Genomic DNA, 16,866 nt, shown 5'->3' with positions numbered 1-16,866 from the left:
AAAAGTAGTTTCTGTGCTGAGAGTGTACTCAGTATCTGTTAACAATAAAGGATGAGTCATGTTTAAGAAAAACATATTAGCAGTGGCGTTATTAGCGACTGTGCCAATGGTTACTTTCGCAAATAACGGTGTTTCTTACCCCGTACCTGCCGATAAATTCGATATGCATAATTGGAAAATAACCATACCTTCAGATATTAATGAAGATGGTCGCGTTGATGAAATAGAAGGGGTCGCTATGATGAGCTACTCACATAGTGATTTCTTCCATCTTGATAAAGACGGCAACCTTGTATTTGAAGTGCAGAACCAAGCGATTACGACGAAAAACTCGAAGAATGCGCGTTCTGAGTTACGCCAGATGCCAAGAGGCGCAGATTTCTCTATCGATACGGCTGATAAAGGAAACCAGTGGGCACTGTCGAGTCACCCAGCGGCTAGTGAATACAGTGCTGTGGGCGGAACATTAGAAGCGACATTAAAAGTGAATCACGTCTCAGTTAACGCTAAGTTCCCAGAAAAATACCCAGCTCATTCTGTTGTGGTTGGTCAGATTCATGCTAAAAAACACAACGAGCTAATCAAAGCTGGAACCGGTTATGGGCATGGTAATGAACCACTAAAGATCTTCTATAAGAAGTTTCCTGACCAAGAAATGGGTTCAGTATTCTGGAACTATGAACGTAACCTAGAGAAAAAAGATCCTAACCGTGCCGATATCGCTTATCCAGTGTGGGGTAACACGTGGGAAAACCCTGCAGAGCCGGGTGAAGCCGGTATTGCTCTTGGTGAAGAGTTTAGCTACAAAGTGGAAGTGAAAGGCACCATGATGTACCTAACGTTTGAAACCGAGCGTCACGATACCGTTAAGTATGAAATCGACCTGAGTAAGGGCATCGATGAACTTGACTCACCAACGGGCTATGCTGAAGATGATTTTTACTACAAAGCGGGCGCATACGGCCAATGTAGCGTGAGCGATTCTCACCCTGTATGGGGGCCTGGTTGTGGCGGTACTGGCGATTTCGCTGTCGATAAAAAGAATGGCGATTACAACAGTGTGACTTTCTCTGCGCTTAAGTTGAACGGTAAATAGCACATAGCATAACCAATAGTCTAGCTAGACGCAGTCCTTAAGGAATATTTTCGAAGACCACTTAACCGAATGTTGAGTGGTCTTTTTGTTTTATATGAGTTTTAAGATGAACTTGGTATTAATGTGACCTTGGTATCAACGAGGGTGTGCTGAAGCCTACCAATGAAAGGTACAGCTAAAACAATACAACCTTGTCAAAAGACAAGGTTGTATTCAGAAAGCGTAGGAAGATTTTAGGACGGCAACTCGATACGGAGTTTAGTCATACATCAACTCTTTGGCTTTGTCGGCATCAAACTCTTTAAGAGACTTTCGAGCCAAATGACGGAATGGAAAAGCTTTAACGACTTCTTCAAAAGGTTGGATAGCGAAAGCCCAAAAGATAGAACCGTCTAATCCAAAGATGATCAATGCACACAATGGAATTGAAATTACCCATTGACCAGTAAAGTTGATTTTGAAGACTGCGGTCGTTTTTCCTAGTGCTCTTAATACATTCCCATGAACCGTGTTGTAGCCACGGACAATCGGCAAGAAGATGTAGAGTGGGGCGATAACGGCTAATGCTTGATAGGTAGACTCATCCAAGTTCGGGTAAATGTCACCAATGACCAGACTTAATCCTGCGAACAAGATTGCACACACAAAAGAAATGACGACCGCAATATCAATACTGGTATCGACGTTTTTGACTAGGTCATCCATCTTTTTAGAGCCAATCGCTTGGCTGATAGTAATTGCGGAAGAGTGAGCCCAAGCGGTAATAAATTGAGAGACAGCCCTAATCCAAGGCATCACCAAAGTAATCGCAACATACGCGTTGATGTTAAGTTGCGAATACAGTAACTGATAAATCGTTGCGCCAATCAATAGCATGGTTACATTTGCTGCGACAGGGAATATCTCGATAAAGTGACGACGAACGTTTGTCATGAACTCAGAGCGCTGGGCGTCTAATTTGAGTGAAATTGCTGAGCTCAAATACACGCAAAGAACCAGATACACAAGGCGAAGGGTGATAGCAATAACACTGCCTAGCGCGGCGCCTTGAACACCAATACCTTCGAAATTTGAAAAGCCGTGAATGAGTCCATAAGAAAGTACAGCGTTGATCGGCAATTCAATCAAATACCCTTTAAACGGTATTTTGGTTCTTCCTAATGCATTAAATAGGGCGATAATTACTTGCGTTAATGCTGTGAAAATGACGAGATACTTTGAGATATCAAGGTAGTGGCTGATTTCTAAGTAAAGGGCTTTATCGTCGGTTAAAGCTTGAATTAAAGGCTGTTCTAAAAAGGTGAGCAGAAACCAAAATATTGTCGCGATACCTAAGTTGATGAACAGACCTGCCCAAAACGCTTTGGATAATGAAGCGGTAATGCCAGAACCCACGGCGCGACTCAATACTAGCTGAGTGCCGTTTGCCAGCGCCATTTGAATACCGAGTACAAAGGCAACCATAGTGGTCGCAATTCCCATGGCAGCCAAAGGTATTTCACCAAGAGGAGAAACCAGCAGCGTATCGATCATCAACATCGACTGCATCAATATACCGTTTAGGGCTAGGGGCCAGGCGAGAGAGAAATTTTTCCTTACATACGATTGTGTAGACACAAACAACACCTTATGTGTGTAACCGTAAGTTTTCTCTGAGAGGACCCGAGTTCAACATTTAAAGATGAAACACTACGGTAATGGATGGTTAAAAATGGGCGCTAAAACTTACTGACTCGTGTATTGGGATACACGAGTCAGTCTGGTCAATCTTGGTTATGCGATTGCTAATTCAACCCTAGACAGCTTTTGGTTTTCATCATCAAGTAAAGCTTGAGAGGCTATTCGAGCCTGATTCGCATTGCCTGACATAATCGCATCGTATATCGCTTTGTGCTCTTCTAAACAGAAGCGACCGCCTTCGGCAGAGTGGTCGATAAACTGTTTGAAAATCGTCGACAGAATGTTCGCGAACGGAATGTAAAACTGGTTACCCGTCGATAAGAAAATCGTTTGGTGAAACAGATGATCGTTGGTTGTCCACTCTTGATAATCAAAGCCGTTTGCGGCAATGGTCATCTTTTGGAAAAGGATCGAAAGCTCTTTGCGTTGCTCTACCGTAGCGTTGGATGCTGCAAGTGCACACGCTTCTGGGTCAATCGCTTTTCTTAAGCCCAAGAATTGAGATAAAAAGGGTTTGGTGTCTTCTAAATCTTGGATCCAATACAGTAATTGAGGGTCTAAAAAGTGCCATTGCGTTCTTGGTTTGATACGAGTGCCCACTTTAGGCTTTGATTCAATCAACCCTTTTGCTGAAAGCAGCTTAGTGGATTCTCGAAGGGCAGTTCTGCTGACTCCAAAGATCTCGCACAACTCCATTTCGCTAGGTAACTTCTGATTTTCTTTCAACTCGCCAGACAAGATTTTGCGAGCAATTTGTCTCGCGACTTGAACATGAATTCGGCGGCTTGAATCTTCCACCAATGTAAATATTGACATTTAAACCACCTGAAATTGAAACTTTGAAAACAAAAAAAGCCAGACGAATCTGGCGCTTAGAGTCAGTGTATACGTCGAATTTAGTGTGAGGTTTTCCTCATCTACTTGGGTCTGATGACCTTATTTAGTGTGACGATCTTAACGACTTTATATAACTTAACGATTCTATATAACTTAGTGAGCTTATATCAGTCAGCTAGCTAGGGCGTTATTTGTCCGCCGTTAACATCTAGGATTTGTCCTGTGATGTACCCGCTACAAGCGTGCGATGCAAAAAAAGCAAATGAAGGGGCAACCTCATCAATATTGCCAAAGCGTCCCATTGGAATGTTGTTAGCAATGGTCGCTTTCAGATCGTCGCTTTTGCCATCGTGAAATGCGGTGTCGATAGTGCCCGGTGAAACAATGTTGAAACGGATATTGTCTTGCGCGAACTCTTTCACCCAATTGCGGTGAATGTCGTGTAACCACGCTTTAGATGCGGCATAGACGCCAGCACCCACACCACCGCCTTCGCGAGCGGCAATAGAGCCCGTGCTAATCACACACGATGTTTGCCCCGACAAAGCAGCAGATGCACGCAAGTGTGGGATAGAGAACTTAGTTGTCATCAGCGCGGATCGAACATTTAGGTTCATCACACGCTCATAAAACTCGTCATCGATATTTTCTAGACTTGCACGCCCACCAAGGCCACCAGCGTTGTTAATCAACACATCCATGCCGCCAAAATGGTCGGTGAACTCTTTGACTAACCTTTCGCACTCTAATGTGTCCATTAGGTTGGCAGGAAAAAACGCAACATCGCCACCCAATGCGGTGAGTTCGGTGAGAACGTCATCAACTTTTGGGCTGAAAGCACGACTATTGATGCCAATCTTTGCGCCGTACTTTGCAAAAATGCGTGCAGTAGCTAAGCCCATACCAGCAGTAGAGCCAGTAATTAAAATGCGTTTGCCTTTTAAATCGTTAAACATCAGAGTCGCCTATATTGTAGATTATTTGCGTTAATAAATCATACAATAACACTTGCTATATTCAAGAGTGTTCATCTAAAAACTGATCATTACCGACATAAATAGTGAGAGTAAGAGTGGTTTTGTGAGTTCACGCATACAAAAAATGTGTAAATAAGAACTATTTATATGAATAAATGGGTATGTTTGGTTTGATGAGCTTAATACTTACAAGATTGTCAAAATAATGCTCTAGCCTATATTGGTAGTGACCTCACGTTATTCTGATACTGAGTTGGTAGAGATATAAATCAGTGTTATAGTACGAATTAAATAATACATATCTAATAAGTAAGTAGACACATGGCTGGTCATTTCAATTCTATTTCAGGCTCTAAGCGAAGCCTTCATGTGCAAGTTGCACGTGAAATCGCTCGTGGTATTTTGTCGGGCAATTTGCCTCAAGGTTCTATTATCCCTGGTGAAATGGCTCTGTGTGAGCAATTTGGTATCAGTAGAACAGCATTAAGAGAAGCGGTTAAGCTTCTTACTTCAAAAGGCCTATTAGAATCTCGCCCTAAGATTGGTACTCGTGTTGTTGACCGCGCGTTCTGGAACTTCTTAGATCCACAATTGATCGAATGGATGGACGGTTTAGCTGACACCGACCAATTCTGCCATCAGTTTTTAGGCTTGCGCCGTGCCATCGAACCTGAAGCTTGTGCGTTGGCCGCTAAATTTGCGACTGCAGATCAACGAATTGAATTATCAGAAATTTTCCAAAAAATGGTGGAGATATCTAGCGAAGAGATTCTTGATAAAGAGCGTTGGCTAGATATTGATATGAAGTTCCATAGCCTAATCTTCAACGCAACAGGGAACGACTTTTACCTACCATTCGGCAATATCTTAACGACTATGTTTGTTAATTTTATTTCTCACTCTTCTGAAGAGGGAAGTACCTGCATTGAAGAGCACCGCCAAATTTATGAAGCAATCATGGCGGGGAACAGTGATAAAGCGCGTCAAGCGTCAGCGAGTCACTTGCTAGAAACGAACCACAGGTTACCAATCGCTAGTTAATTGTTTTAAAAAGATTTTTACTTTGAATCTTTGTTGGAACGGGTTCATTGAAACTAAAAGGTACACCAGGAAAGCACGTTTAATACGTGCTTTTTTTGTATCTAAATTTGATGGAAACCTGACTGATGTCCAATATTTGACCTATTCTTTGCTGTTTTGTTAAAACCACTAGTAACCAGCCTTGTTAGTTATATAATAATACTAATCAAATTATTGCGAGTGTGATTATGCCTCAGTCTTTATTACCAAATATTCTTCAGTTTATCGGTCAGATAGACCCATTCGATAAGATCCCTAAAGAAGCGCTGCGTGAACTTGCCTCTAATGTTCAGATCACTTACCTCGGCAAAGGTGATGTGGTTGATCTGTGTGAATCGGGCAAGGAAAAGTCGCTCTATATCATTCGAACTGGCTCTATGGAGCAACGAAAATCGGACGGTGTGCTTCGCGCACGTTTAGGTAGCGAAGACTTGTTCGGTTTTACGTTCTTAGATTCTGAAGTCAACGACGAGAAAGGCTATAGAGCCATCGCAATTGAGAACACCTTGCTTTATGTGATTCCACACTCGGCACTTCAAACGCTTTTCAAAGCTTTTCCAAGTTGCGCAGAACACTTTGCTTCACAGGCTCAGGTTCGTTTGAAGTCGGCATTGGATGTTGTTTGGTCAAATAAAGAGAAAGGCTTGTTCATTCGTAAGGTTGAAGAAGTGGCAAGCGGGCAGGTCGCCATTGTTAAGTCTGAGCAAACCATCCAATCGGTAGCGGTGGAAATGCTTCATCAACGCTCGCCATGTGCGGTGATCTATGAGGGTGAAACCATTGTTGGTTTGATTACCGACCGTGACATGACTAAGCGAGTGATCGCTCACGGTGTCAGTACTGACAGCCTGATCTCAGAGGTAATGACACACTCTCCACTCACAGTGAAACCGGATGATTTAGTGCTGCATGCTGCATCTATCATGATGCAATTCAATATCCGTAACTTGCCCGTTGTGAAAGAGAATAAGGTCGTTGGTCTCCTCACCACGTCTCACTTAGTTCAAAACCACCGTGTCCAAGCGATCTTCTTAATCGAGAAAATCAAATACGCGGGCAGTGTGAAAACCATGTCTTCGTTTACCCCTGAGCGACAAGCTATTTTTGAAGCGCTGGTGGAAGGCAAGGTTGCACCGGAAACCGTCGGTAAGGTAATGACCATGATCATGGATGCCTACACCCGCCGATTGATTCAGATCGCGATTGATAAATTAGGCCCACCACCGTGTGATTTCTCTTGGATCGTAGCCGGATCGCACGCGCGTAATGAAGTGCACATGTTGTCGGATCAAGACAGCGCGATTGTACTGGCTGATGATGCGACAGATAGTGACCGTATTTACTTCAAACACTTAGCGATGATGGTGACCAACGGGTTGGCAAGCTGCGATTATCCGTTATGCCCAGGTAAATTCATGGCAGCGACGCCAAAATGGTGTCAGCCACTCAATGTTTGGAAGCACTACTATAAAAAGTGGGTTGCCAACCCTGAGTATGAACGCCTACTCAACATCAGTGTGTTCCTAGAGATCCGTACTATTTATGGCAACAGTGAGTTCGAAGGCATTCTTCGTGATGAGCTGCATACCAATATTCGCGGCAACCGTGAGTTCCTAAGTACGCTCGTGAAAGATGCGGTCAATACCAATCCACCTTTGGGTATCTTCAACAGCTTGGTGTTAGAGAAATCGGGTGAGAACAAGAAAACCTTGAACGTGAAGAAATACGCCATCAACTTGATTATTGATTTAGCGCGTATTTATGGTCTCGCAGTGGAGTGTGACTTGTCGGCCACTGATGAACGCTTTGCGGCAGCCAATGAAAAAGGCATGCTGAGCGACGACGCATTCAAAAACATTCTAGGTGCTTACCAGTTCATTCTCTCTTTCCGATTCGGTCATCAACTTGAGGCGTTGAAGAACGGAGATGTGCCCGACAACAATATCAATCCAGATAGCTTTGGTAGCTTTGAGCGTAAACACTTGAAAGATGCCTTTAGGATCATTGCTGACCTTCAAGAAGCGGCGAAAATTCGTTTCGGAGCACGCTAATGAAATCGTTTTTAAATTACTTTCATCCGCTTGAGCGAATTAAACGTAAACGTAAGCAATATCTGGGAACGGTTAAGTTGCCAGAAGCGTTACATGATCTCGTAGATCAGCCTTGCCCTGAAATGACGGACTTGGCCAAAGACAGTGACTACATCGTGTTGGATCTTGAGACCACGGGTCTAGACAGCGAACAAGATCTGATTTTGTCCATGGGTTGGGTCGATGTGGTCAAGGGGCGAATAGACTTAGCGTCCGCCAAGCATATTTATCTGGATAACGATTCGCAGATCAACGCAGAAACCGCCGTGATCAACCATATTACGCCGCAAATGTTAGAAGAGGGCGCTTCTATTCATGATGCGATGCTGACGTTCTTCGAAGCAGCGAAAGGCAAGATTATTGTCGCGCACGCTTGCATGGTAGAAGAGAGGTTCATTAGCCAATATCTTCTTCGCTGTTACGGTTTACGAGCGATTCCTCTGCTTTGGCTAGACACATTGTGTATTGAAAAGAGTATGGAGAAAGCGATCAGCAATCATGAAGAAGTGGATTTGACTCTAGCTGGCACTCGTGAAAGGTACGGGCTTCCTGAATACAACAATCATAATGCGCTTGCTGATGCAGTATCAACTGCGGAATTGTTTTTAGCTCAGCAGAAGCGAGTTGTGCCTAACGATGAAGTGACCGTTGCATTTCTCTATCGGATCAGTCACTAGGGTGAGGGGCGTTAAGTACTCGGCTCTTATTTGAATGATTTGAAAGAAGAAAAGCCAGCGATTAAGCTGGCTTTTTTTAGGTCTTAGAAAATTAGGACAGTAATTATCTTAGATTATTTATATAGCTATCGATTAGAAGCTGTAAGTTAGACCAACACGGCTACGTAGCTCACGAGTCGCTTTAGTCGATGAAGTACTCACATCACCAAACTCTACATATGGTGCCCATTGACCCATCATGTGGCGAATACTTGCGTTCAACTCGTAGTTGGTATCGTCGTTGTCGTAGATGTCATATCCATCCGCTTTGTAGTAGTTACCCTCTAAACCAAAGCGCCAGTTTTCCATTGAGTAGTTAACGTTTGCCGTTAGACGGTGGCGGCGTTGGTTTTCAATGTTTTTCTCAACACCGACAATGTCACCATTACCGTCGAGCTCGTACTCAGTCGTGCTAGTATTTTGTCTCATATCGTAACGGTAACGAGCACTTAGGCTTAGGCCATCAACGCTATCCACTTTGTATGTTGCACGAACTTGAGGTTTGTACGTAACACCAGATTCGCGACCTTCAATTGGCATACCGTAAGTCATTGTCCAGTTATCGTTTAGTACATGACGGTAATTTAGACCAAGCTCCCAACCGTTATTCTTCAAATCTTCCATGAATTTACCGTCTTCTCCCTTGAATTTCGCTTCGATATCTACAAGGAAGTTGCCAATGCTATCGCCCAGTTTTACACGAGTAGCGTGTTGATCTGTATGACTCTTGTATTCGTGTCTCATATCGAAAGACGCCGCAGATACAGAGCCAGCAGCGAGTACAGATGCCACAGCAATCACGATTTTAGTTTTATTCATGGTATTAATTCCATATTTATAGGTTGAGTATTGGCCATAATTACAAGCCAAATAGAGTAGTTCTTGTCTTCAATGCATTTTGTTATTGAAATTATTTCTTGGTTATTTCAAATTTGTTTTGCATTTAAATAATACAAATATGCTAACGATTTGAAGGCGTATAATCTGTGAATTTGATCGTGTTGTTGGGACAAAACCACTATTTACAAAGGGTTACAAAGTTGAGTTACTCTGGTAAGTTGATGATTATTAGTGGTTTATTTGGCTGTTGATAATGATTTTGAAGAGTTTTGTTCGTCAATAAATGTGCGCTACAGCAAAAAATTGAATCTTTAGATGTCATTTTTATTTGTAATACATTATTATTTACTAACTTTCTGTAGCAACACATAACTTTGCTGTGTTGATTGCATGAACTGACGCTGCGAAGCGGATAAGTAAGAACGATTTAAAGGCTAAATGGTTAGAAAGGAAAAATGGCTAAAAGCCAAAATGCTTTAGACCGCTAGCATTTGTTTTAGGTGTTATAGAGCTCGACCAGAGATGATTTGAAATGTAGTAGGCAAGGCAGTGACATAGCCTGCTATATAGATATGAACTTGATAGGAATGAACAGGGTTCGAATGGTTACCCGTTGTTCTTATTAGCGACAAAGAAGAAATCGTTGAAGTGCTTGCGAAAGCATTTTGATTATTGCTCCCAACTATTCTAATTATAACTTCTGCTTTCGTTTAGAAAGGTAGGAGACGGTAGTCGAAGATCTACCCTTGCGCTCATGTTGATACAGGCAACATGAGCGTTTTTTTATCTGAAATTTGAGTAGAGAATAGTTTGATAAGCAAAAACGTGTAAGCCGCGGCTTAAGAGCTAAGCTTTTAGGTTGATGACAGCGCGTTCAAGTGAGTCTGTTTGTTCTACTACTGAAGTTGCAGAAGCGGCGTTTTTTGAAGCGCTCGTTACATTCGTCAGTGTCAGTTGTTTAATGGCATCTACGTTTTCGATGATCTCTGACGTAACTTCACTTTGCTCCTTCATAGCATTGGAGACTTCTAAACTGTTATTTAGAATGGTTTCCATGTCTGCGATAACCGATGTGATTCTTGAATGTGCCTTCTCACAAGAGTCGACACTGCTGTTACCTTTTTCACAACAATTTTGAATCGTGTTAACCACCATTTGGGTTTGATCTTGAACCCCTTGAATAATGGTTGAGATCTCTTCGGTTGAAAGCTGTGTTCTGCCAGCCAAGGTTCTCACTTCATCGGCGACGACCGCAAAACCACGACCTTGCTCTCCAGCGCGCGCTGCTTCAATAGCGGCGTTCAAAGCGAGTAGGTTGGTTTGTTCAGCAATGTCTTTAATCACTTCTAGTACGGTATTGATCTTTTCTGAGTGCACAGAAAGGCGATTCACTTCTTCACTCGCACTCACTAAGTCAGTTGAAAGCGTATTAATTGTGTCTCTGGTGAAGGCCACATCGTTCAGGCCATCATTTGCCGTGGAGAAGCTGGTTTGTGCATTTGCTGATGCATTTTCACTATTGGTCGCAACACTTTGGATATTGCTGCCCATTTGATTTATCGCGGTCGCAATATTTTCTGTTTGTCGTTGCTGCTTGTTTAAAGCGCTTTCCACTTCTATGCCGTCGTGTTGCAACTGGTTCGAAATATTGCCGAGCTCTTGGATCGACCCTTGTACTTGACCAACAAGTTGACGAATATCTTCTAAGACGGTGTTAAATGACTTGGCAATATCCGCAATTTCATCTGAACCGCTGTCTTCCGCTTTAACGGTAAAGTCACGTTGTTGGGATACGTGCAACATGGTTGCGTTTAACGAGGCTATCTTCTTAGCGACACGCGATGAGATCCCAAAGGACAGTGCGATCAGTAATCCAGTGACGGCGATTACGGAACTCACAATAAACGTAGTGATGGTTTGTTGAATCGATTCGACCTGTTGTTCTAAACGACCTTCAACGCCGGTAAATATCGAGATGATATCTTCAAACAGCATTTTCATTTCTGATTTCAGTTCGCTGACCTTTGCTGGGTTGCGTTCTATCGCGTCTACCATCAAGGAAAAATCTTTGTCGTATTATTTTACTTCTCGATTCAGTTTGTCTAACTCAGGCACCGCTATGTCTGACTCTTCAAGTAAAACAGAGAAGCTATTCATCAACTGTTGGAAGTGTGAATACTCTTTGGCGAATTTAGGCTTGAGGGCTTTGTCGTGGCTGATCAGAAACTCTAGTTCCGTTCGATTTAGTTGAAGCATCGAAACTTCAAGCGACTTCACCTTGATCAGGGTTTTCTCAAGTTTGATCAGCTTTAGGTTTGCCATTTCAGTGAATGAGACGACAACCAATAACGAAATAATGGATAAACAAGCAAGGCTAAAAAGGGAGGTTTTAATTTTCATAGGCAGGCACCAAAGCAAAACAATATGACTCAACAACGTATTTGGGAATCTCGTTTCTCTTATTTGCGTGATCAGTAGCTTACAAGCGGATAACTGGGATCTAACTCGCAACGGAAACGTTTGCTTACAGTATTTTATGGAAAGGTTATGCGCAAGTTAAATATTTATTATTTTCAATGACTATTGGTGATTGTTTTATCACTAGATGGAGTGCTGTAAATAATAACGAGAGATTGAGGTATAGTCGGACCAAAGTGATAAGGGGAAGTGGTAGTGAAAAGAGCAAGTGAAATAGCCACGAACATTCACGCTTAGTCACATGAATGCTCGTTTCTCTTTTCTTGTCTTCTCTTGTTGTGTCTCTTGCTCTTGTCGCTTAATTGCAGACGGGTTTGCAGCAGACGGGTTTGCAGCAGACGGTTAGCTGCAGGCGGATTCCCAGCAGTCGTTTATATGTATGAGACTAACCCTGTGAGAGCCGTTTTTTAGTATTAGCTTTCCGTCGGCATCCAAACCTGTTTAGACGTGACTTTGTGGTCTTTAAAGGTCAGTTCTTCAACCTTGTCTCCGTTAGTATTCCAGCGAGTGAGTTTCCCGTTTGCTACTTCGCCTTCATCAAATTTCGCTTGGCTGGCCTTATTGCCATTAGGGTAGTAGTCCGTTACCAATCCATCTTTTTGCCCGTCACTGAATTCGGCTGTTAGGCTTTGTTCGCCATTCGGATACCAGCGAGAGGCAACACCCGACAGCTCATTGTCTTTATAGTTGAGCTCCGCTTTTTTCTGTCCGTTTGGATACCAGGTCTCGGCCTTACCTTGCAGCTCACCTTTAACGTAATTCACTTTAGAAGCGACTTGGCCATTCGGATACCAGTTGGTTTCTAACCCAAGTTCTAGGCCATCGGCAAATTGAGCTTGGGTCGCGACTTGGCCGTTATCGAACTTCTCTTCAAATTGACCAGTAAAGGGTTTTGAGTGGTTTACTTGATAAGCCACACCTTTGCGCATTTGTAAGTAGTCAACAGCATCATCGCTGGTGGCTGCATAGCTCATAGAAGATACCGTACTAAGAGCAATTAAGATTGGAACGTATTTCTTCATAATGACACCTTTTTAATGGACGAGGGGAAAGTGTAACGGGTGTGTTAAAAGCATTTCACTTCCGAGAACCACTGTCAGTATCTAATAGTGGTTTTCAAGTTTTCATTATTGGCTACCTAATATAGGGAACTTTTAAAAGCAAATTTTCAATTCTATTTATACTACAAATATGTTCGTCTTATTCATTTTTATAAATTATATCTAACGATATTTTTGCTGTTCTTCTTTGAGCTTTGATCGTGACGAATAATGGTTATTTGTCAATAATTCTTCGTTTTTTAGAGGGTTTGTTCATGTTTTTTAGGGGTTTTTGTCGAAATCTAGTACGGATGGCTACACTCACTTGAGGAATTATGCTCGTAGGTGGTGCAACTTTGAACTCGATCACTTGTATGATTAATTGAGTGTCAGACTGTAAGATCACTGTCACGCATTTAGATTATTGTAGTACAAATATGCTTGCCATCTATCTATAGTGACCTCAACAAAAAACATAAATAAAGGTCTCAAGATGGAACTCAATACCCTGATAGTTGGCATCTACTTCCTATTCTTAATTGCAATAGGGTGGATGTTCCGAACGTTTACAAGTACGACGAGTGATTACTTCCGTGGGGGAGGTAATATGCTGTGGTGGATGGTAGGTGCAACCGCATTTATGACCCAGTTCAGTGCGTGGACATTTACTGGTGCAGCAGGTAAAGCCTTTACCGATGGTTTTGCCGTAGCGATTATCTTTATCGCGAACGCATTCGGTTACCTAATGAACTACCTTTACTTCGCTCCGAAGTTCCGCCAACTGCGCGTTGTGACGGTTATTGAAGCGATTCGTATGCGTTTTGGTAAGGTGAATGAGCAAGTGTTTACTTGGTCTGGCATGCCAAACAGCGTTATATCCGCAGGTATCTGGTTGAACGGTCTTGCGATCATCGCATCGGGTATCTTCGGCTTTGATATGACAACGACGATTGTCCTAACGGGTCTGGTTGTACTGGTGATGTCAGTAACGGGCGGCTCTTGGGCGGTAATCGCATCTGACTTTATGCAGATGGTTATCATCATGGCAGTGACCGTAACGTGTGCTGTAGTAGCGGTCTACCACGGTGGCGGTGTCACGCAAATCATCAATGATTTCCCAACCGATTCATTTATTACGGGTGATAACCTTAACTACCTAAGCATTTTCAGCATCTGGGCGGTGTTCATCTTCTTGAAGCAGTTCAGTATCACCAATAACATGCTGAACTCTTACCGTTACCTTGCTGCGAAAGATTCAAACAACGCACGTAAAGCAGCACTGCTTGCTTGTGTACTAATGACACTGGGTCCAATCATCTGGTTCATGCCTTCATGGTTCATGGCAGGTCAAGGTGTTGATTTAGCAGCAGCTTACCCAGAAGCTGGCAGTAAAGCGGCTGACTTCGCTTACCTATATTTCGTTCAAGAGTACATGCCGGTTGGTATGGTTGGCCTTCTGATTGCCGCGATGTTTGCAGCAACAATGTCTTCAATGGATTCTGGTCTAAACCGTAACTCAGGTATTTTTGTTAAGAACTTCTACGAGCCGATTCTTCGCCCTAAAGCGACAGAGAAAGAGCTAATGGTTGTTTCTAAGCTAACGTCTACTTTCTTCGGCATCGCGATCATCTTGGTTGCTCTGTTCATTAACTCTCTTAAAGGTCTGAGCCTTTTCGACACCATGATGTACGTGGGCGCATTGATCGGCTTCCCAATGACGATTCCAGCATTCTGTGGCTTCTTCATCCGTAAAACTCCGGATTGGGCTGGCTGGGGCACGCTAGTCGTTGGTGGTGTGGTTTCTTACTTCGTTGGTTTCGTTATCACAGCGGACATGATTCAAAACTGGTTCGGTCTAAACGAACTAACTGGCCGTGAGTGGGCTGACCTGAAAGTGGCTATCGGCCTTATCGGTCACATCGTATTTACTGCTGGCTTCTTCGTTCTTTCAACATTGTTCTACAAGCCATTACCGGAACACCGTGAGAAAGATGTCGACAAGTTCTTCAATAACCTAGCAACACCACTAGTTGCTGAGAGTAATGAACAGAAGAAACTGGATAACAAGCAACGTCGTATGTTGGGTTCACTTATCGCGGTAGCGGGTGTGGGCGTAATGACTATGTTCGTACTGCCAAACCCTATGTGGGGACGCATGGTATTCGTTCTGTGTGGTTTGATTGTGTTCTCTGTTGGCCTGTTACTTGTTAAAGCGGTCGATGACAAAGTCGAGCAACAAGACGAAGTGACTCCAGCCGAAGGCTAATTTAATACGCATCCTAAATAACATCACGGCCACCTAAATGGGTGGCCGTCATTTTTATAATCCAAACTTTAACGTGAGATGTACGATGAACAAAAAACTATTATCGGTAAGTATTATTAGCGCGTTCACGCTCGCTTTTGCAACAGGCTGTACGACACAAGAGAAAACAGCACCCGTAGTCAGTGTCGCTGAACAAGCTGCGCCTGCTATTAGCGAAATCGACCGTAGTTACCTATTGAGTAGTGACCGCTTAGCTGAGGTCGATGGCAACACATTAGCCGTTGCTTCAGAAGAACAAGTGGCTGCGCTTAAAGCACAATTTGAAAATCTAAAAGATGGCGACGAAGTGGTGATCCCTGCCGGTAAATACGCGAACTTAGGTCAAGTGACGATTACGGCGAATGACATCACCATTAAAGCCGAGCAAGCGGGTTCCGCCTGGTTAACTGGCCTAGTTCAATTTGAACTGAAAGGCGATGACATCACGCTTGATGGCTTGGTATTTACTGAGGGCGGTCCTAACGAAAGGTTTGGCGGCGTACGTATGATGGGTAATGGCAACACGCTGCAAAACTCAACATTCTACTACTTCAACCATGATTACACGTACGAGCCAGACGAGCGTCGTTCTGAATACCCAAGATACCTGTGGGTTTCTTTGTGGGGTAAAGACGGTAAAGTTATCAACAACCGTTTCGAAGGTAAGCAAAAACGCGGCACGTTGATTGGTGTGCAAAAAGATGACACGCCAGACAACCATCTAATCGCAAATAATATCTTCATGGATCAAAAGCCGAACCAGTTTAACGAATTCGATATCAAAGAGGCGATTCGTTACAACGGCAACAGCTGGGAAGCACTTCGTATTGGTGATTCAAAATCTTCTCAGTGGGACTCTAATTCAAAATTCGTTAATAACTTGATGATCGACATGGATGGCGAGCGCGAGCTTGTCTCAGTTAAGTCGGGTGGCAACACAATTTCTGGTAATACAATTTTTGAAAGTTCTGCTTTGATTTCTTTGCGTCATGGTAAAGGAAGTAGTGTTGAAAATAACATTATTCTAGGTAATAAAAAGAACTTAACGGGTGGTATTCGAATCTACGACGAAGACCATGTGATCCGTAATAACTACATTGCGAATACTCGTGGACGTGACGGTGTGATTGAAGGCAATGCTGACCTACGTGGCGGCATTGTTATTAACACAGGTATCATCGACGTAGCGAATGGTGAGCAGCTAGATCAATCAGTGAAGGGCAAAGAGCTGAACAAGCAATGGACGCCGAAAAATATCACCATCGAAAATAACTCTCTAGTCGACACTGAGTGGGGCATTATCTATGGCAACCAAACTCACCGTGTTAGCCTGTTCAATAATGCGGAAGTTGAAAAGATTTATGCAGGTGTTGATGTGGCGTTCAAACACAACGTGGTTGATAACTCGCAATCTCCTGAGTTTGTCAGTGTGCGTGCAACGCAAGATTACCCGCTAATGGGCGCAACGTATGACAATGAAACATATGTTGGCCAAGTGACAGCATCTGAGCAGATCTCGAGCTTCTCTGTTGAGTTGCCCGCAATGACCGTTACTAACGGCATCAACGCTTATCAAGGCGAAGGTGCAGACGTGTCTAAACTTGCGGTCGTGACGGCTGAAACAGCGGGTCCGGACTACGTGCTTGAGAATACGACTAAGTAAGTTATTGGCTATGAGTCATTACTTAATGGCTAATGGCTAATGCTTAATGGTTAGAGCTATCAAA

11 protein-coding genes and 1 pseudogene are annotated in these 16,866 nt (G+C 43.2%); 6 read left to right on the top strand and 6 right to left on the bottom strand.

Annotated features, from left to right (window positions below):
- The first annotated feature begins 58 nt into the window (after window positions 1-58).
- Window positions 59-1,096, top strand: a complete 1,038-nt coding sequence (locus tag AACT19_RS18655) for a polysaccharide lyase family 7 protein (RefSeq protein WP_004733527.1) — start codon at window positions 59-61, stop codon at window positions 1,094-1,096.
- Between the two features lie 258 nt (window positions 1,097-1,354).
- Here the strand turns inward: AACT19_RS18655 and AACT19_RS18650 are convergent, their stop codons facing one another.
- From AACT19_RS18650 to AACT19_RS18640, 3 genes are all read right to left on the bottom strand, one after another.
- Window positions 1,355-2,722, bottom strand: coding sequence for an MATE family efflux transporter (locus AACT19_RS18650; protein ID WP_017081002.1), 1,368 nt, complete (start codon window positions 2,720-2,722; stop codon window positions 1,355-1,357).
- Window positions 2,723-2,869: 147 nt separating this feature from the next.
- A complete protein-coding gene (locus AACT19_RS18645; RefSeq protein WP_004733529.1) occupies window positions 2,870-3,592 on the bottom strand; it encodes a FadR/GntR family transcriptional regulator in 723 nt (240 codons plus the stop codon).
- 200 nt (window positions 3,593-3,792) lie between these two features.
- A complete protein-coding gene (locus AACT19_RS18640) occupies window positions 3,793-4,569 on the bottom strand; it encodes an SDR family NAD(P)-dependent oxidoreductase (protein ID WP_004733530.1) in 777 nt (258 codons plus the stop codon).
- Window positions 4,570-4,911: 342 nt separating this feature from the next.
- On the opposite strand from AACT19_RS18640, the gene AACT19_RS18635 reads away from it, so the two are divergent.
- The 3 genes from AACT19_RS18635 to AACT19_RS18625 all read left to right on the top strand — a co-directional run bounded on the left by AACT19_RS18635 (window position 4,912) and on the right by AACT19_RS18625 (window position 8,437).
- Window positions 4,912-5,631: a FadR/GntR family transcriptional regulator gene (locus tag AACT19_RS18635; RefSeq protein WP_004733531.1), complete on the top strand. Its 720-nt coding sequence runs from the start codon at window positions 4,912-4,914 to the stop codon at window positions 5,629-5,631.
- 227 nt (window positions 5,632-5,858) lie between these two features.
- Complete coding sequence (locus AACT19_RS18630) at window positions 5,859-7,721, top strand: DUF294 nucleotidyltransferase-like domain-containing protein (RefSeq protein WP_004733532.1); 1,863 nt, start codon at window positions 5,859-5,861, stop codon at window positions 7,719-7,721.
- On the top strand, window positions 7,721-8,437 hold the full coding sequence (locus tag AACT19_RS18625) for a 3'-5' exonuclease (protein ID WP_004733533.1): 717 nt from the start codon (window positions 7,721-7,723) through the stop codon (window positions 8,435-8,437). Before AACT19_RS18630 ends, AACT19_RS18625 begins: the two co-directional genes overlap by 1 nt.
- A gap of 132 nt (window positions 8,438-8,569) precedes the next feature.
- Here the strand turns inward: AACT19_RS18625 and AACT19_RS18620 are convergent, their stop codons facing one another.
- From AACT19_RS18620 to AACT19_RS18610, 3 genes and pseudogenes are all read right to left on the bottom strand, one after another.
- A complete protein-coding gene (locus tag AACT19_RS18620; protein ID WP_017082728.1) occupies window positions 8,570-9,295 on the bottom strand; it encodes an oligogalacturonate-specific porin KdgM family protein in 726 nt (241 codons plus the stop codon).
- Window positions 9,296-10,162: 867 nt separating this feature from the next.
- Window positions 10,163-11,716, bottom strand: a pseudogene (locus AACT19_RS18615) (methyl-accepting chemotaxis protein).
- 491 nt (window positions 11,717-12,207) lie between these two features.
- On the bottom strand, window positions 12,208-12,816 hold the full coding sequence (locus AACT19_RS18610) for a toxin-antitoxin system YwqK family antitoxin (RefSeq protein ID WP_004733536.1): 609 nt from the start codon (window positions 12,814-12,816) through the stop codon (window positions 12,208-12,210).
- Window positions 12,817-13,327: 511 nt separating this feature from the next.
- Here AACT19_RS18610 and AACT19_RS18605 point away from each other — a divergent pair.
- Window positions 13,328-15,100 carry a sodium:solute symporter family transporter gene (locus AACT19_RS18605; protein WP_017092962.1) on the top strand — a complete coding sequence of 591 codons (1,773 nt, stop codon included), beginning with the start codon at window positions 13,328-13,330 and terminating at the stop codon, window positions 15,098-15,100.
- Between the two features lie 85 nt (window positions 15,101-15,185).
- Window positions 15,186-16,802 (top strand): polysaccharide lyase 6 family protein, encoded by a 1,617-nt coding sequence (locus tag AACT19_RS18600; RefSeq protein ID WP_076648047.1) that lies wholly within the window; start codon window positions 15,186-15,188, stop codon window positions 16,800-16,802.
- The last annotated feature ends 64 nt before the right edge of the window (window positions 16,803-16,866 follow it).

It is taken from the genome of Vibrio sp. 10N.222.47.A9, from assembly GCF_963872585.1.
GTDB classification, from domain to species: Bacteria; Pseudomonadota; Gammaproteobacteria; order Enterobacterales; family Vibrionaceae; genus Vibrio; species Vibrio splendidus.
Note: the sequence above shows the minus strand (reverse complement) of the source record. Positions and strands in the feature narration are given on the sequence as shown.

Bases quoted from the DNA above. Each gene is read 5' to 3' on its own strand.
- AACT19_RS18655 (WP_004733527.1), top strand. From the start codon at position 59: ATGTTTAAGAAAAACATATTAGCAGTGGCGTTATTAGCGACTGTGCCA.
- AACT19_RS18635 (WP_004733531.1), top strand. From the start codon at position 4,912: ATGGCTGGTCATTTCAATTCTATTTCAGGCTCTAAGCGAAGCCTTCAT.
- AACT19_RS18610 (WP_004733536.1), bottom strand. From the start codon at position 12,816: ATGAAGAAATACGTTCCAATCTTAATTGCTCTTAGTACGGTATCTTCT.
- AACT19_RS18600 (WP_076648047.1), top strand. From the start codon at position 15,186: ATGAACAAAAAACTATTATCGGTAAGTATTATTAGCGCGTTCACGCTC.
- AACT19_RS18620 (WP_017082728.1), bottom strand. From the start codon at position 9,295: ATGAATAAAACTAAAATCGTGATTGCTGTGGCATCTGTACTCGCTGCT.
- AACT19_RS18625 (WP_004733533.1), top strand. From the start codon at position 7,721: ATGAAATCGTTTTTAAATTACTTTCATCCGCTTGAGCGAATTAAACGT.
- AACT19_RS18645 (WP_004733529.1), bottom strand. From the start codon at position 3,592: ATGTCAATATTTACATTGGTGGAAGATTCAAGCCGCCGAATTCATGTT.
- AACT19_RS18605 (WP_017092962.1), top strand. From the start codon at position 13,328: ATGGAACTCAATACCCTGATAGTTGGCATCTACTTCCTATTCTTAATT.
- AACT19_RS18630 (WP_004733532.1), top strand. From the start codon at position 5,859: ATGCCTCAGTCTTTATTACCAAATATTCTTCAGTTTATCGGTCAGATA.
- AACT19_RS18640 (WP_004733530.1), bottom strand. From the start codon at position 4,569: ATGTTTAACGATTTAAAAGGCAAACGCATTTTAATTACTGGCTCTACT.